The following is a 15,199-nucleotide window of genomic DNA, read 5'->3' on the forward strand; positions in this document are numbered from 1 at the left end:
TATGAAAACAATACTTCGTTTTATACTTTTGCTGGTAATCACAGTTCAATCGTCTTGTGAAAAGGCTATAGACCTAAAGCTCAAAGACAACGAACTTAAATATGTAATAGAGGGTACCATTACAAATGAGCCCAGTACTTGCAGGGTATATATCAGTGAAACCAAAGAATTTAGCGACGATAATCTTTTTAAAGGGATTAGCGGAGCCAGCGTGAAAATTGAAAACAAAGGCAATACAATTGTGTTAAGAGAAACTGGAAAAGGCATTTACGAAACCACTGCAATTAATGGCACTCCCGGCGAAACCTATAACTTAACAGTTAATATTAACGGTGAGTTATTTAAAGCCAGTAGCACCATGCCTCAGGTGGTTCCTTTTCTGGATTTTACCCTTAAACCAAAAGATTTTGATACAACCAGAGTTACGCCTATGGTGAAATTCAAAGATCCTTTGGAAACTAAAAATTATTACTGGTTTCAACAGTTTGTTAACGACAAAATCCAGAAGCAGTATAAGGTAATGAATGATGAATTCACCAGTGGGCAAGAGATTAACGACTACCTTGTCTTTGAAAACAACACAAAAAACAAGGCTTTAAACTTCAAAAAGGGAGACAAACTAACTGCAGAGATGCATTGTATTGATGCAGCTGTTTACACCTACCTGTATAGTTTATATGGTGCAAACGGATCAGACAATGGTGCTGCACCGAGCAATCCTCTGACCAATATAAGCGGTGGTGCACTTGGTTTTTTCAGTGCACATACCGTACAACAAAAAACGTTAATAATACCATAATATAATAAGGATGATTGAATTAGATAAGAGTATAACCGTAGTTGCTTTATTTGGATTTGTTGCTGTACTCAGTTTAATTGAAATGTATTTTAGTTACGCTCATGATAGAAAACTCTATCGTGGGCGTGATACCTTAACCAATGTTTACCTAATGGCAGCCGCATTTATCATCAATGTAGCTACAAAGGCGGCAACATTTATGTTATTGGAATATGTTTACACGCATCATCGTTTATTCCAAATCTCCAACATCTATGTTTACTGGATTGTATTGATCCTTGCTCAGGATTTCCTGTATTGGGTTTTACATTATACGGGGCACTACGTAAGGTTCTTCTGGGCCATGCATGTAACTCACCATTCATCCGAATATTTTAACCTTACCACTGGTTTTAGATCTACGGTTTTCGAACCTTTATACAGGGTATTTTTCTACCTTCCCCTGGCCCTAATGGGATTTAATGCTTTCGACATCCTGTTTGCTTACCTTATTACTCAAATTTATGGCAATCTTGTACATACCCAAACTATTGGCAAGCTTCATCCGCTGTTCGAGTACATTTTTGTAACCCCATCTCACCACCGTGTGCATCATGCCAGTAACCTGCGTTACCTGGATAAAAACATGGGCATGGTGCTCATCTTATGGGATCGTATTTTTGGTACCTTTCAGAAAGAGATTGAGGAGGAAGAAATAGCATACGGACTAACCAAGCAACCTGAAGACACAGGTGCGGTTAATATCATATTCCATGAATTTAAGGCTTTAATCGCCGATGTAAAAAAGGCTCCAAAATTCATGGATAAGATCAAATACTTTATTTATCCTCCGGGATGGAGCCATGATGGCAGCACACAAACAGCCAAGGTAATGCAGCGCGAGCTGCTAAACCAAAGCTAAACCTTATTACCCATCACGATCTTACCGAATTGGCTGCCTGAGGCTAAATATTCGGCAGCTTCCTGCGCATGGGCCAGTGATGGAAAAACTTTATCAATCACCGGTTTTATATTGTGTTTTTCAGAATAAGCCAGCATATCAGCAAACTCCTGATTATTGCCAAGTGTTGTTCCTAAAATAGAGAGGTTTTTCCAGTAGATATGTGCAGGAACTATACTTTCGATGGTGCCATCTGTACCACCCCAGAATACCAATCTGCCACCTGGTTTTAGTACTTCTATCAGTTTCACAAAGCCCTTCCCCGAAGCACTGTCTAAAACTACATCAAATCCATTTGTCAGCGAATTTGCCTGTTTAGCCCAGTCTTCAGTTTTATAATTAAAGCCAGTCTTTGCACCCATTGCAATCGCTCTTTCCAGCTTACTCGCCGTACCCGAAGTCACATAAACCTCTGCACCTGCAGCAAGTGCATACTGTAACGCCAATAAGGCCGTACCTGCTCCAATGCCAGTTACCAGCACCTTCTCTCCTCTTTTAACCTTCGCTTTGGTAAATACTGCCCGATAAGTTGTAAGCCCTGCCAATGGCAAAGCTGCAGCCTCCTCATCGGTTAAATGTAAAGGTTTAGGTTTAATGTATTTCTGATCAACCGCGATGTATTCAGCAAAGGTACCCTGATCCGGGCAGCCCATGATCTTAAAATCCGGTCCAAATGCCTCAGGATTATCACCCCAATTGCGTCCGGGGTTGATTACGACTTCTTTTCCTAACCAAACCGGATCGGCATTTTCTCCAACTTTTACCACTTTACCATAACCATCAGAACCAATGGCCAACCCACCTTCAGGCAAAGGTGCTGCGGTATATATCCCTTTTTGTACCCTGATGTCTCTTTGATTAAAGGAAGAAAATTCAAGCTTAATTAAAACTTCCTGATCTGCAGGAACCGGCGTTGGTATTTCTTTTACACGATATGGCTCGTTATTTCCTTCTAAATATGCTGCTTTCATCTATTTACTTTTGTTTTTTTATATTTTTACTTTGTAAAGGCAGCGGCACAAACTCTGTTTCGCCGGGTACCGGCGGAAATGATTGTTCCAGCCACATGGCTTTTGCTTCTTCGATCCTTTCTTCTGTAGAGGCCACAAAGTTCCAGTAAATAATTCTATTCTCGGCAAAAGGCTCGCCACCAAAAATATAGATAGTTGTGTTCTCCTGCATATCAAACTCACAAAGTTTACTGTCTTTTGCCACCAAAATTTGTCGCGGTCCAAAGGTATTACCCTCACTTTCTATTGCGCCTTCCAAAATGTATAAAGCACTTTCGCCAAACAGATCTTTACCTATTTTAACCGTTTGCCGACTCTTGCTTTTCAGTTCCAGAAAATAAAGCGGACTATAAACAGGAACATCCGATTTTCGCCCAAGAACCTCACCGGCAATCAGCTTAAAGTGAACTCCACCATCTGCCCACTCAGGAAGCCCCTTTCCTTCCACATGAAAGAACTCGGGCTCCATTTTTTCCAATTTTTTAGGCAAAGCCACCCAAATCTGTAGACCATGCATCATTTTTTCCGAATTGCGTAGATACTCCGGAGTTCGCTCCGAATGTACAATCCCTTTGCCCGCAGTCATCCAGTTAACCTGCCCTGGTTTTATTTCTATTTCATTACCCAAACTATCCCTGTGCATAATACTTCCTTCAAAAAGGTATGTAAGTGTGGATAATCCAATGTGTGGGTGTGGAGGAACGTCCAAATTTTCGGTATCGTTCATACATGTAGGCCCCATGTGGTCTATAAAAGCAAAAGGGCCAACCATCCGTTTATCACGAAAAGGCAAAAGACGTCCAACCATAAAGCTACCTATACTGGCCGGGCGTTCTTCAATAATCAGGTTAATATTTGACATATATTTTTAGTGTAACAATAAACCTAAGATACATACCTTTTAAAACTTATAGGTTAACCCCGCGCCAAGAATTTGCTTAACCTGCAAAGCTTTATGCAGCCCTAATACACCGTCAACTTCCTTAAGTATCTTTGTTCTATCATCATAAATCAGTTCTACACCAGCATTAACCGTTACAAATTTATTTACCTTCATAAAAAGATTAGCCGTATAATCAGTATAAATGTTCTGCGGTTTATTCAGGTAATCGGAATAAAGTTTCAAAATATTCTCAAGGCTTATATTCTCCATAAGGTTCAGTTTGTAATAAGCATCAAGTGAGGCACCAAACTGGAAGAGGCTTTTCTTAAAAGGAGTTACACCAAATGCACCAAATGATGATAGATAATTATCTTCCACCATAATAATCCGGACAGCAGCTGGAGAAAAGTTGACTCTAAAATTATCCGAACGCTTGTAAGCAATACCAGGTCCAAACGTAAGATAAGCCGGAGCAAATGCCTTTGAAATCAATGTAGGCTGTGTGCCGCTATAATTATAACCATTGGCAAACTGAGTCTGAAAATTTGCATAGAAAGTGTACATCCAATACTTTGCCGCCTGATAGCCCAACAGGCTATTTAAAATAAGCCTATCATCGTTTTTGCGTACCCCTATACCATCCTGTTTACTAAGCCCATAAGCTGCAATCGCTTTATTATCCCAACTCCATTTGTCCTTTTTGTAATTGAAATCGTAATTTAAAACCAAATTCGCAGCAAGGGAATTTATACCTCCTGCCGACCAGTTAGAAAATGAGCTCTGGTTAATCAGAAAAGTATTCTCTCCATGAATCGTCCAGATTTTAGTGCTGTCAATTTTTGGATTATTCTGGCTGTAGCCCGATAATCCTAACGTCATAAGGATAAATAATAGTAATGCATTTTTCATGGTGGTGAAATTAAATTTATAGCTGTTAAACGATGTCAAAATCATACTTTTGGATTTGAACTTATCCGCATACATGAACAATAGTTATACGAGAACAATTTTATTATCGATTTGTTTAACAGGCATCCTATTTTCCCTTTTTGCAATATTGTTTGTTATATTGGGTATCTTGTCTTTTAGCGCCAATATTTTTCTACTTTCCTTTCTCATCCCTGCCATTGGATTATATGTATACCATTCTTTAAATTCAAAGTTTCCGAATAATGATCTAGAAAAATTTAGTCTATCGTTTAGCAACCTGATATTAGGCATTTGCATTGCCTTATTGTTTTTTGGCTACCTGAAATGGTATACTGCAACTACCTTTTTTATTGTATTTGCATTACTACTTTACATAGAATATAAGAATAGGCTAAGATTTATGTACCGCTTTTACAGAGCTTATTTTGCATTGTTAATCCCATTTTACTTGATTTGTCAGGTAATTAAACATCAGTCTTTGCTTATATTGAATAAAAATGCAACATTGAAATTATACCTCGCTTATCTGCCTATTGAAGCTTATTTCTACTTTATGGGGATGCTCTTGACGACGGTATACCTATTTGAATTTTTTAAAAGCAAAATGGCTAAAATTGATGGATAACCTGCCTTTGTATACCAAACAACAACTGGCATTGCGAAATGGGCAGGATAAACCTCAAATATGGGTGGCTTATAATGGCTTCATCTATGATGTAACAGAAAGCAAGTTGTGGCGTAACGGGAAGCATTATGAACATTGGGCCGGACAGGATTTGACAGAAGAGTTATCTGATGCCCCTCATACGGAAACGGTATTTGAGAAATTCAGTATAATAGGCAGACTGAATGTATAAAAAATGGCCATTCATTAACTGAATAGCCATTTCTATTAATGATCTGTAATCAGATCATTATGCCTCGATCGTAAAAGAGCTTAAGCTTACAAACTCCTGAACACGCCCTGCCACTTCTTCTTCAGTAAGGTTCAGAATTTTCTCAATTCCAAATTTCTCTACGCAAAAAGAAGCCAAGGCTGAACCAAAAATAATTGCGTTCTTCATGTTATTGAAGTTAACGGTTCCTACTTTAGCCATATAGCCAATAAAACCACCTGCAAAAGTATCACCTGCTCCTGTTGGGTCAAAAACTTCTGCTAACGGAAGTGCGGGAGCCGAGAAGATCTTATCTTCATGGAACAACAACGCACCATGCTCGCCTTTTTTAATGATCAAATACTTTGGTCCCATCTCCAGAATTTTCCTGGCAGCCTTCACTAAAGAATACTCTCCGGATAACTGACGAGCTTCAGCATCATTAATGGTTAATACATCTACCATTTTAATCGTTTCCAACAAATCCGGCATCATGATGTCCATCCAGAAGTTCATTGTATCCAAAACAATCAGCTTAGGCTTATTTTTAAGACGATTGATAACCGTTTGCTGTACTATTGGAGTTAGATTACCCAGCATCAAAAATTCGCAGTCTTGATAGCTCTCCGGAATAATAGGATCAAAATCGGCTAATACATTTAGTTCTGTAGCTAAAGTATCTCTGCTGTTCATATCATTGTGGTATTTACCCGACCAAAAAAACGACTTCTCGCCTTCTTTTATCTGCAATCCTTCTGTATCAATACCATGTTCGGTAAAGGTATCGATGTCCTTTTTTTCGAAGTCATCACCTACAACACCAACAATTTTAACTTTATTATAGAAATAAGAAGCAGCTAAACTAGCGTAAGTTGCGGCTCCGCCTACTATTTTATCCGTTTTTCCGAAGGGAGTTTCTATAGCATCGAAGGCTACAGTTCCTATGATTATCAGGCTCATATAAATTAATTGAATATTTTTTAAAATTATTTCACTGCAAATATTGCATAAATAAATTAAAACCCCTAATATTGCATTCCCAAAACGAACAAACGTTTAACCTCTTTAAGAGATCAAAAACAACGTTTTGGCAACCAGCACTCCTTCTTAGCTCAGCTGGTTAGAGCATCTGACTGTTAATCAGAGGGTCGCTGGTTCGAGCCCAGCAGAGGGAGCCAAATCACAAAGCCTTTCAGTGAAAACTGAGAGGCTTTTTTGGTTTAAAGAACGTTCTTAGCAACTCCTCGGGGATCGAGTGGGATCAAGCAAAAAAGTTGGGGAGGGATTAGGCATATATTTTTGATAACCTGAATAGGAAAAATTTGACATTTCTTACCCCTCTAAATTGCGTTCTAAAAGCTTTAATCTTCGCATTAAAAGATTCTGCGGAGGCATTAGTGGATCTGTTATCAAAGTAGTTTAATATTGTTTCATAATTGTTCTGAACGGTTCTTGATATGGTATTGAAGGATTTATAACCCATTTTTTCTATCTTGTTATACCATAAGGCTAACTTTTTAAAGGCAATCATTTTAGTTTTTGAATGGCTGAGTATTGAAGACAGTTCCTGGGAGACTTTATACGCTTGCTGCAAATCTGGGTATAGCTTAAATAACAGTTCTGCCCTGTGATTTTGTGAAGGAGTCCAGTTTACTTCTTTTTTAAATAACAAATACCTACTTCTAGCCAGTAACTGTTTTATCGTATCTCCATTTTCCAGAAGTTCGGGAATCCAAGGCTTCTTTACTTCTCTGGCTAGATCCATTTCTTTGTTTTCCTGTTCTATAGCATCCCATCTATGTTTAATCCTGATTTCCTGGACACCTTCATTAGCCAATTGCTGTACATGGAACCTATCTGAAACAAGCTTTGCTTTTGGAAAACTCCTTTTTACTATTCTGGTCATTGTCGGAGCCAGATCAAGGGTTACTTCTTTTACTTGTTTCCTTACCTGCTCCTTCATTCTGTGAAGAACCTTTATGATCGACTCGCTTTCAGTACCCTTTACAATTGCTACCAAAGCACCTTTCTTCCCTTTTGCCCCTTTATTAGTCAGTATTGTATAGAGCTCTCCTTGTGAAAGGCTAGTTTCATCAATTGATAAATATTCCCCCATATTATTAGCAAAAAGCAGCCAATTCTCAGAGTGTTCCGCCTGATCCCAGCTGCTAAAATCACTTAAATGGCGGGCATATTGCTCTTCCAGACGCTTTCCGTCAACACCAAAGAAATGGCCAAGACTTTTACAGCTTATTGGGGTGGAATCCAAATAGTCTTTCAAAAAAAAAGGCAAACTCTTGAGTCATCTTTGTGCCTTCGGCAACTAATTGCCAATCCCGGGAAACGATCTTACTTGTTCGGGTGTTGAGCCATTTCCGACGCTTAAGGTTTAAAAAACAAGGTTTGCCACGCAAAGGAAAGTCTCGAACGGAAGCCTCATCGTAGAATCCTTTAGATAAAAGATGATCTCCAGAAAACTCTTGTGGATGAATGTTCTTTTCTATCAAATAAATATAGGTTGAACCGTCAATTGTAGCAGCTCGGTCGAATTCAAAATAGTCGCTAAGACCTTCTGGTAGTATTAATGAAAGCAGGGTAGAATCCAATATAATTGCTGTTTAATGCAAATCTAAACAAAATTAATCCCTCCCCAACTTTTTTGCTTGATCCATCGAGTGCCATAATTGCTATGTTTTTCATCACGTACTGACCCGGTATTGATCCGGCATTAGCCCCATCAACGCCCCGGCAACACCCCAGCAAGGCCCCGTCAACGCCCCCGAAACTATGGGCGACAATCACAAGCTGCTTTCGATTTAAATTTGGAAACAGTTCTCAAAAAAATAACTATTTTGATATTCTTTCGTCCTGATCCAGATGTAGTTTGCCTTAACTCAATATTATTTTACATTTATTTTCGTCAATCTAATGAAAAATTCTTAATATTGCGCTCCCAAAACGACCAAAGGTTTAATCTTTTTAAGAGATCAAAAACAACGTTTTGACAACCAGCACTCCTTCTTAGCTCAGCTGGTTAGAGCATCTGACTGTTAATCAGAGGGTCGCTGGTTCGAGCCCAGCAGAGGGAGCAAATATTTTCAAGTATGAAAATCACGTAAAAACCCCATTTCTAGCTATTAGGATGGGGTTTTTTATTTCGAAAATAGGAAGTTTCCTACGGATCAAAGTGCTGTTACGGTCTATAAAAGCTCGTTAATCATTGCTTTCACCTCTTCATTTTCAGGGAAGGCTGAAAATTTATTGGTGAGCACGCCTTTTTTGTTACACAATAAATACGATGGAATATATTCGAACTCAAACTTGTCCATAACATGTCTCCACTGCTTATCATCCAGGTAATAATGTTCGTTGCCTATCCCTTTAATTTTTTCTTCCCAGAGTTTGCGAGGCGATGAACCGTCTGTCAGGTATACAAATACAACATCTTTACCGTGAAATTCCGCCTTTGTATTCCTGAAACGCTGCATCGCTTCTAAACAAGGGCCACACCATGTTGCCCAAAGGTCGATCAGAATAACTTTTCCTTTATGCTTTGAGACAATCTTTTGAATAATCTTATCTGGAGCAATTTTAGACGCATCATTAATTACTGCCGGGGATTTGAATTTGTCTAGTTCAGCAACCTCTTGGTTTTTTCGAAATAATATTTTTGCGATTTCTCCATTTCCCCAATAATTCAAAATATTTTGTTTCTGTTTTTCGCTTAATGGTCTTATTTCTTCGGTTAGCTGTCTGCCATAGGCATTAGCGGCTAGAATATCATAGTATGGGCCGCTATTAAACCCGAGTAAATCTGATAAAATAGCTTTCGTACTTGACAGCCAGATGGGGATATCAGTTTCATCTATTTGGGGTATTGCTAAAGTTTCGTTTAGGAGAACTTTTCTTTGAAATTCAAGGAATGTAACAGCATACAAATATTGTGGGTCGTTGAGCTTAAAATCTCTCAAAAAATGATAATATGACCTGTCCGTCTTTTGGATAACAGGCTTCTTGTTTTTATCACCATTAGTTCTGCCATAATTAGCTGTCATCGCTGCGTCGTAATCAAATACAGAACCTTTATAAAAAAAAAGACGAAAATCGTCATACAATACTTCTTTTAATTCTTTTGATATCAATGTATCATTTTTTGCAACCGCTAATATTTCCGATAGGAGAGATTTAGCATAATTCAAAAAATGATCTGTACTCTTATCATATAGAGGTTCCGCTTTACTAATAGGCGGAGTTTGAATCATCTCACCTATAAGATCAAAGTATCGGGTCATATCATTCTTATTCATTGCAGGTGTAACCTCGATATTTTCGACATCAGAATTTGAATTGTACGCAATATCAAGACGGGTAACCTCACCACTTTCCAGCTTAACAAGAAGGGGTTTTCCTGGATTTAAACTTGTAGAAAAATGTACAAAAGAAACAGTTGTTTCAACATCAGCATCAACTGAGAATTTCCCTGTTCCATCAACAACTGCTTTATATTTGACAAACTCTCCCGAAATTTGATGCGGAACAGTAATCTTTACAAAGATGTTATCCCTTTTTGCACCATTAGGAATTTTTATCGTTCCAGTTAATTTAGCTATACCTGATACAATAGTTGGGGTATCTATTCCTATGCCCAGAGCGGGTTTAGCCGCTAACAAAAACAAAAAGCTGAGCATGTAAAATACACCTAATTTTATTACTTTGGTCATAGTATTTGGATTTGATTCTAGCAGCCCTTTCTTCAAGATCTGCTAGAATGAAGTGGTTATTTACATAAGATCTCCTGAAAAATTCGCCCGTCCCAATTTGTGATCAGGGTTTATTAATTCCAGTAATTAGAGTTGAACAAAACAATTCAGAGGCCGAGAATGAAGTACAACACTCTCGTTGTTCTACACCCATATAATCGTACGTACATCTGCTTCCACGTGCCGAATGCTCACAAGCTTTTCTTTTAGGAGGAAGGCTTCCTGGTTTGGAACCTGAACCCTTACCAGAGCCCGAACCAGAATCGTCATCAAGAATATTTTTCAATTCATTACGTATTGCTAAATGTATGCTCTTGAAGAAACCTGCTGCACCAATTTCGTGTTTTACGGCCTTAATGATATTGATTTCAAATTCATCCCTTCCCACGAATTCCTTTAATACATTTTCCAATCTTTCAGGTCTATTTTCAAGATTGATAATAAAGGTTGAGATATAGTCTTCCATTTGTTTGATTTTGTATGTTCGACATTAATTTAATGGTGGTTTAAAACCGAATATAACTTATAAAAGCTAAGCGCCGAAATCTATAATAGCATTTGTAAATAAAAAAACTGAAGGTGTAGCACTGCAATTTTTTTTAAGTTAAAATGGCAACAGTTGATGCAAAAATCTACATTCACCATTACAAAAATGATGGTACCTACAATGTAAAAATCAGAATTTACCACAAAAACCAGCAAAGGTTCATAGAAACGACACACTTTCTGGCAGGGTTGTTAAAATAACATAAGATAAACGAATATTAATCGTTTATCTTCTTAATATTTTGCATATTTAAATGCTTTATGTAGTTTTGATATAAGATAAACGAAATTAAACCGTTTATCTTACTAATATTTTACAATGGATATTCGAACAGCACTAAGAAGCCATGTATTCAAAAGAATGTACTAAATTTATTAATAATTAAAAACAATTACGAATAGTTTAAATAATCTTCACCTCGGATTGCGGAGCTACCTTCGGATCAAGCGGAATTCTCTTTTTTATTGCTTACATTTATAATAGCTACAATATCAATTTGGATTTAAGATAAAATTAATAATTCTGTTTATGAGCGACTGGAACGACCCCACAAATAATCCAACTAATTATAAATACGGAGTTTTTTATTTCAATCCAGGCGATGATAGGATTATAGTGCCCAAAAGAATTTCATCTCTTGGTTGGACATTGAATTTTGCAAACCCTAAAGCATACATTGTGATTTTTTTGATTGTTGTTGTTATCCCTTACCTGAGCATTAAATTCAGTAATTAGGATGTTCTGTATATATAGATAAACAAATACCACTAGGGGTTTTTAATCACTTATTTGTCTAAACAATATATGCACCTCATAAGTTAACAACCATTAAACATTGGTGAATTTTAGAGAGGAAGCACATTTATCTTAAAAAATTAAATAGCAATGGGGTATAGATTAATAATTTTAGCTATAATTATAGTTACAGCAACTGGAGTCTATCTTATTTATAATAATGGAATTACCTTTCCTTCTGTGTGTTTAGTAGCTAGCATGTTATTACTATTACTCTATATCACTTTTGTTAATAAGCGAGTTTAATCTATAATCTTAGAATGATTATAAAATACATACAGATCCTGGAACCAACGGGCAAAGAATCCTGACGATCAGTGCAAAAGATGGAAATTTATTTTTAGATTTCATCATGTTATAGCTCAAAGCTTACCAACAAAAGTTAAACCCGTGTGCCCATCCTGATGAAAGGGAACCAATACAGTTTGGTTTGATTTGCGGTGAAACAGCTTATCTTTTATAAAGGGATAAGCCCAGTAAGAAATTTTTGTAGAGAGCATACCATATCCGGCACCGGCAACTACATCGCTTAGCCAGTGAGCACCATTATATAAACGCAGCGTAGCAGTAGTTAGCGCAGCAGAATATCCAATTACACTATACCAGGGAGACTGATCTTTATACTCCTGATGCATAAACTCTGCAGCCATAAAAGCCATTGCAGTATGGCCAGATGGAAAAGATTGATCATTTAAGCCATTAGGGCGCATCCTGTGCGTCATATTTTTGGTAATGGTAGTAGAAGCACCCATTATGGCGGTAGACAAAAGTAACATTGCTGTTCTATCCACAAAATTATGTTTACTTTTTACACCTGCCAAATCCAGTCCATATACAGCAGCAATAGGAACATAGCGCAGGTAATCATCAGCATGGAAGCCAAACCCTGGATGATCCTCTCTCAATTCGAAATTGGTATCATCATCCAGCTTTTTTAATGGTTTGATATAAGGTGCAGTAAATCCGTAAGCAATAAAAAAGGCGGGTACGATAAGTGCTTTAGGCTTGATAGACCTGTACTCGACTTCGCTATAAACTACCTTTGCAGGCAATGAATCTATGGTTTGTCCCTGAACTTTAACAGCACAAACAAATGCCAACAAAACCAGGCTAATCTTTAACTGATACTTTATAATCATTTTACCTTCCGTACAAGCAAAACTAAATGAAAGTTTTGCAGAAACCCCTAATTAATTTAAAACTTATAACTATAACCCAACCTGAACACCTGAGTTTCATAATAATCAGTGCTATTTAGACGAAAACCGTTGCCAACAATCTCTTTTTTAATCTGCAATGTATTTAAAATATCAGTCCCATTTAAAAACAACTCGCCCTTACCATTCTGTATTTGTTTTTTCACTCCCAAATCTATTGAAAACCTGGAACCAATTTTCCCTTGCGGGATCAGATCGGGTGCCAGATAAATGGCAGATAATTGTAACTCCGTTTTTTTAGAAAGCTTAAACATCGTGTTTAGCTTCGAATTCCAGGAAGTAATGCTTTCCTTGTCCATGCTGTAAATAGTTGGAACAGGATATTTGTTTTCAACCGTAAAAGCATCAATTGTATTCCTATATAAAGCTCCGCTTAAATTAATCGAGAACCATGGCCTCAGCTCTTGCTGTAAAGTAAGCTCAGCTCCTGCGTTTTGACTGTCACCAGCATTCTGAAAAATATTATATATAAGCGCATTACCAGGCACTGTAGTAGCAATACGCGTAATGGTAGCAGTTGTACGTTTACCATATAATGCAGAATAAAGACTCCCCTTTTCCCAGCTTACCTTATGCCCCAATTCTAAGCTTTTAGTAAATTGAGGCCGCAAGGTCGGGTTTCCAACCTTTATAACTTCCGGCTCATCATACTTTGGAAAAATCCTGATGTCGACCTCATTTGGTCTGTCTACACGCTCATTATAATAAATAGAAAGTTTGTTAGCCCCATTTAACTTATACCCTAAACGGATATTAGGAAAAAGTCGAAAATAGTCATAACCATCGCTTTTATAGGTATTATGAGTTGGATTTACATCATAATTCACTTTCACATATTCCAACCTTAAGCCAGCTTCCACCTCAAAGGTATTGCTCTCAAAAACATAATTACCATATACGGCAGGTATGATTTCTTTATAATCAGCCCATCCGCCCGCATTCACATCCAATGGAGAGTTTAATCCAGGAAAAAACTGCATATTGGTGGGAATAGTCCTGTTTCTTAATTTAAATCCACTTTCAAGGCGACCATGCTTAAGCGGCTTGATGTAATCCAGATTCAGGTCCGCCACATGCTCATCAGACAATAACTTAAAAGAGTCCTTCCCTGTAAAAGAAGGCATAATATTGGTAAAAAAATACTTCTCATCTTCCCTGTGAAACGTATAGTTGAAAGCCGCATTTAAAAGGTGTCCGGGTTGTTTAAATTTATGCTGATACAACAAAGCACCGGTAGCCGTATATTTTACTTCATCTTCGAGAAATTGCCACAAACGTCTTCTTTCAGACAAATCACCATTAAAATAGGGAATATCACCATCATCTAAAATCTTCTCCCGGTTTAAATAGGCCGAAAAAGTAAAAGTATTATTGTCATCCGGATTCCAGTCTACTCCGGTTTTAACTGTAGAAAATGTAGTTGTTCTATTTCGTTTTACCTGCTGCTTAATCACCGTACCATCATCATATACCCGTTCTGCAAACTCATTACGATTTAGCGTTTGAGTATACAACCAATCGGCCTGAAGGAACGTATTCAGCTTATTTTTCCGGTAATTAAGGGAAAGCGAAGGATTAACTTTAGGCGTTGCCTGATATTGAGGTCTTATCCCAGGTAGATTATCTTTTCGCAGCCACAATGCGCCTAAACCAGTAGTCAGTCCAATCTTTCCATTTAACCCCTCCTGCCTGTTCTTTTTGTAGATGATATTAATGATACCCGCATTCCCATTTGCATCATAACGTACAGATGGATTATTAATAATTTCAATGCGCTCTATCGCAGAAGCCGGTATATTATCCAAACCGGTCTGACTGCCAAAACCGGTAATTGCATTTTGTTTCCCATCAATTAGCACTGCAATTTTATCGTTTCCACGAAGCTGAACCTTCCCATCCTGAACGGTTACCCCCGGAAGATTTTGCATGGCCTGTAAAACTGACCCGCCAGACTGAGTAAGGTTATTACCAAGAGAAAAAACCTTCTTATCCATTTTATCAGATACTCCATCCTGTGCTTTTCCGGTAATGACAACATGTTCCAACAGCTTTGCATCTTCTTTCAACGTGATGGTTCCCAGATCCAGAAATGCACTCATTACCCCAATTGTAGTTTGATGCTTGTAAGTTTTATATCCGACCCCAGAAACTTCAATTATATAAGCACCACTTTTTATTCCAGAAAAAGTATACATACCTTCATCATTGGTAATGGTACCGGAGACAAAGCTACTATCGGCTTGTTTTTTAAGCGCAACATTAACATAAGGTACCGCGGTGTTTCCACCGTCTTTTACAACTCCAGAAATGGTAATTAAAGGAGTTTGAGCTTTAGAGAGCGTTGTAAACAGCAAGGCTGCAAATAAAAGGATCTTAGACATAACTTTGTTTTCTTGTACACATTTCATTTAATGAGACAAGAATAACAACTGATTTAGAATTA

At 37.7% G+C, this 15,199-nt stretch carries 14 protein-coding genes and 2 tRNA genes; 6 read left to right on the top strand and 10 right to left on the bottom strand.

Going from position 1 to position 15,199, the window contains the following annotated elements; all coding sequences use genetic code 11:
* Position 1: 1 nt before the first annotated feature.
* A complete protein-coding gene (locus P0Y49_18530) occupies positions 2 to 799 on the top strand; it encodes a DUF4249 domain-containing protein (GenBank protein ID WEK18777.1) in 798 nt (265 codons plus the stop codon).
* 10 nt (positions 800 to 809) lie between these two features.
* On the top strand, positions 810 to 1,700 hold the full coding sequence (locus P0Y49_18535) for a sterol desaturase family protein (protein WEK18778.1): 891 nt from the start codon (positions 810 to 812) through the stop codon (positions 1,698 to 1,700).
* Here the strand turns inward: P0Y49_18535 and P0Y49_18540 are convergent.
* From P0Y49_18540 to P0Y49_18550, 3 genes are read right to left on the bottom strand one after another with little or no spacing between them, the layout of a single operon-like run.
* A complete protein-coding gene (locus tag P0Y49_18540) occupies positions 1,697 to 2,710 on the bottom strand; it encodes a zinc-binding dehydrogenase (GenBank protein WEK18779.1) in 1,014 nt (337 codons plus the stop codon). The two genes, P0Y49_18535 and P0Y49_18540, sit on opposite strands and share 4 nt — an antisense overlap.
* Before the next feature lie 4 nt (positions 2,711 to 2,714).
* Positions 2,715 to 3,611 carry a pirin family protein gene (locus P0Y49_18545; protein ID WEK18780.1) on the bottom strand — a complete coding sequence of 299 codons (897 nt, stop codon included), beginning with the start codon at positions 3,609 to 3,611 and terminating at the stop codon, positions 2,715 to 2,717.
* Between the two features lie 39 nt (positions 3,612 to 3,650).
* Positions 3,651 to 4,541 carry a DUF3078 domain-containing protein gene (locus P0Y49_18550; protein WEK18781.1) on the bottom strand — a complete coding sequence of 297 codons (891 nt, stop codon included), beginning with the start codon at positions 4,539 to 4,541 and terminating at the stop codon, positions 3,651 to 3,653.
* A 638-nt stretch (positions 4,542 to 5,179) separates the two neighbouring features.
* Between P0Y49_18550 and P0Y49_18555 the strand changes: the two genes are divergently transcribed.
* Positions 5,180 to 5,419, top strand: coding sequence for a cytochrome b5 domain-containing protein (locus P0Y49_18555; GenBank protein WEK18782.1), 240 nt, complete (start codon positions 5,180 to 5,182; stop codon positions 5,417 to 5,419).
* Positions 5,420 to 5,476: 57 nt separating this feature from the next.
* Here P0Y49_18555 and P0Y49_18560 read toward each other — a convergent pair whose 3' ends face one another.
* Positions 5,477 to 6,397 carry a PfkB family carbohydrate kinase gene (locus tag P0Y49_18560; GenBank protein ID WEK18783.1) on the bottom strand — a complete coding sequence of 307 codons (921 nt, stop codon included), beginning with the start codon at positions 6,395 to 6,397 and terminating at the stop codon, positions 5,477 to 5,479.
* 141 nt (positions 6,398 to 6,538) lie between these two features.
* On the opposite strand from P0Y49_18560, the gene P0Y49_18565 reads away from it, so the two are divergent.
* Positions 6,539 to 6,615, top strand: a tRNA-Asn gene (locus P0Y49_18565).
* Between the two features lie 107 nt (positions 6,616 to 6,722).
* Here the strand turns inward: P0Y49_18565 and P0Y49_18570 are convergent.
* Complete coding sequence (locus P0Y49_18570; GenBank protein ID WEK18784.1) at positions 6,723 to 7,718, bottom strand: transposase; 996 nt, start codon at positions 7,716 to 7,718, stop codon at positions 6,723 to 6,725.
* Positions 7,681 to 8,043, bottom strand: a complete 363-nt coding sequence (locus P0Y49_18575) for a hypothetical protein (GenBank protein ID WEK18785.1) — start codon at positions 8,041 to 8,043, stop codon at positions 7,681 to 7,683. Before P0Y49_18575 ends, P0Y49_18570 begins: the two co-directional genes overlap by 38 nt.
* 409 nt (positions 8,044 to 8,452) lie before the next feature.
* Between P0Y49_18575 and P0Y49_18580 the strand changes: the two genes are divergently transcribed.
* A tRNA-Asn gene (locus tag P0Y49_18580) sits at positions 8,453 to 8,526 on the top strand.
* Between the two features lie 111 nt (positions 8,527 to 8,637).
* Here P0Y49_18580 and P0Y49_18585 read toward each other — a convergent pair.
* Complete coding sequence (locus P0Y49_18585) at positions 8,638 to 10,194, bottom strand: TlpA family protein disulfide reductase (protein WEK18786.1); 1,557 nt, start codon at positions 10,192 to 10,194, stop codon at positions 8,638 to 8,640.
* A gap of 67 nt (positions 10,195 to 10,261) precedes the next feature.
* Positions 10,262 to 10,663, bottom strand: coding sequence for a hypothetical protein (locus P0Y49_18590; GenBank protein WEK18787.1), 402 nt, complete (start codon positions 10,661 to 10,663; stop codon positions 10,262 to 10,264).
* Positions 10,664 to 11,272: 609 nt separating this feature from the next.
* On the opposite strand from P0Y49_18590, the gene P0Y49_18595 reads away from it, so the two are divergent.
* On the top strand, positions 11,273 to 11,479 hold the full coding sequence (locus tag P0Y49_18595; GenBank protein WEK18788.1) for a DUF5808 domain-containing protein: 207 nt from the start codon (positions 11,273 to 11,275) through the stop codon (positions 11,477 to 11,479).
* A 422-nt stretch (positions 11,480 to 11,901) separates the two neighbouring features.
* Here the strand turns inward: P0Y49_18595 and P0Y49_18600 are convergent, their stop codons facing one another.
* Together P0Y49_18600 and P0Y49_18605 are read right to left on the bottom strand one after the other, a co-directional pair.
* The gene (locus tag P0Y49_18600; protein WEK18789.1) at positions 11,902 to 12,678 is read right to left on the bottom strand and encodes a phosphatase PAP2 family protein; all 777 of its coding nucleotides are present in this window, start codon (positions 12,676 to 12,678) and stop codon (positions 11,902 to 11,904) included.
* A 56-nt stretch (positions 12,679 to 12,734) separates the two neighbouring features.
* Positions 12,735 to 15,137, bottom strand: coding sequence for a TonB-dependent receptor (locus tag P0Y49_18605; GenBank protein WEK18790.1), 2,403 nt, complete (start codon positions 15,135 to 15,137; stop codon positions 12,735 to 12,737).
* Positions 15,138 to 15,199: the final 62 nt, after the last annotated feature.

It is taken from the genome of Candidatus Pedobacter colombiensis (genome assembly GCA_029202485.1).
GTDB lineage: Bacteria > Bacteroidota > Bacteroidia > Sphingobacteriales > Sphingobacteriaceae > Pedobacter > Pedobacter colombiensis.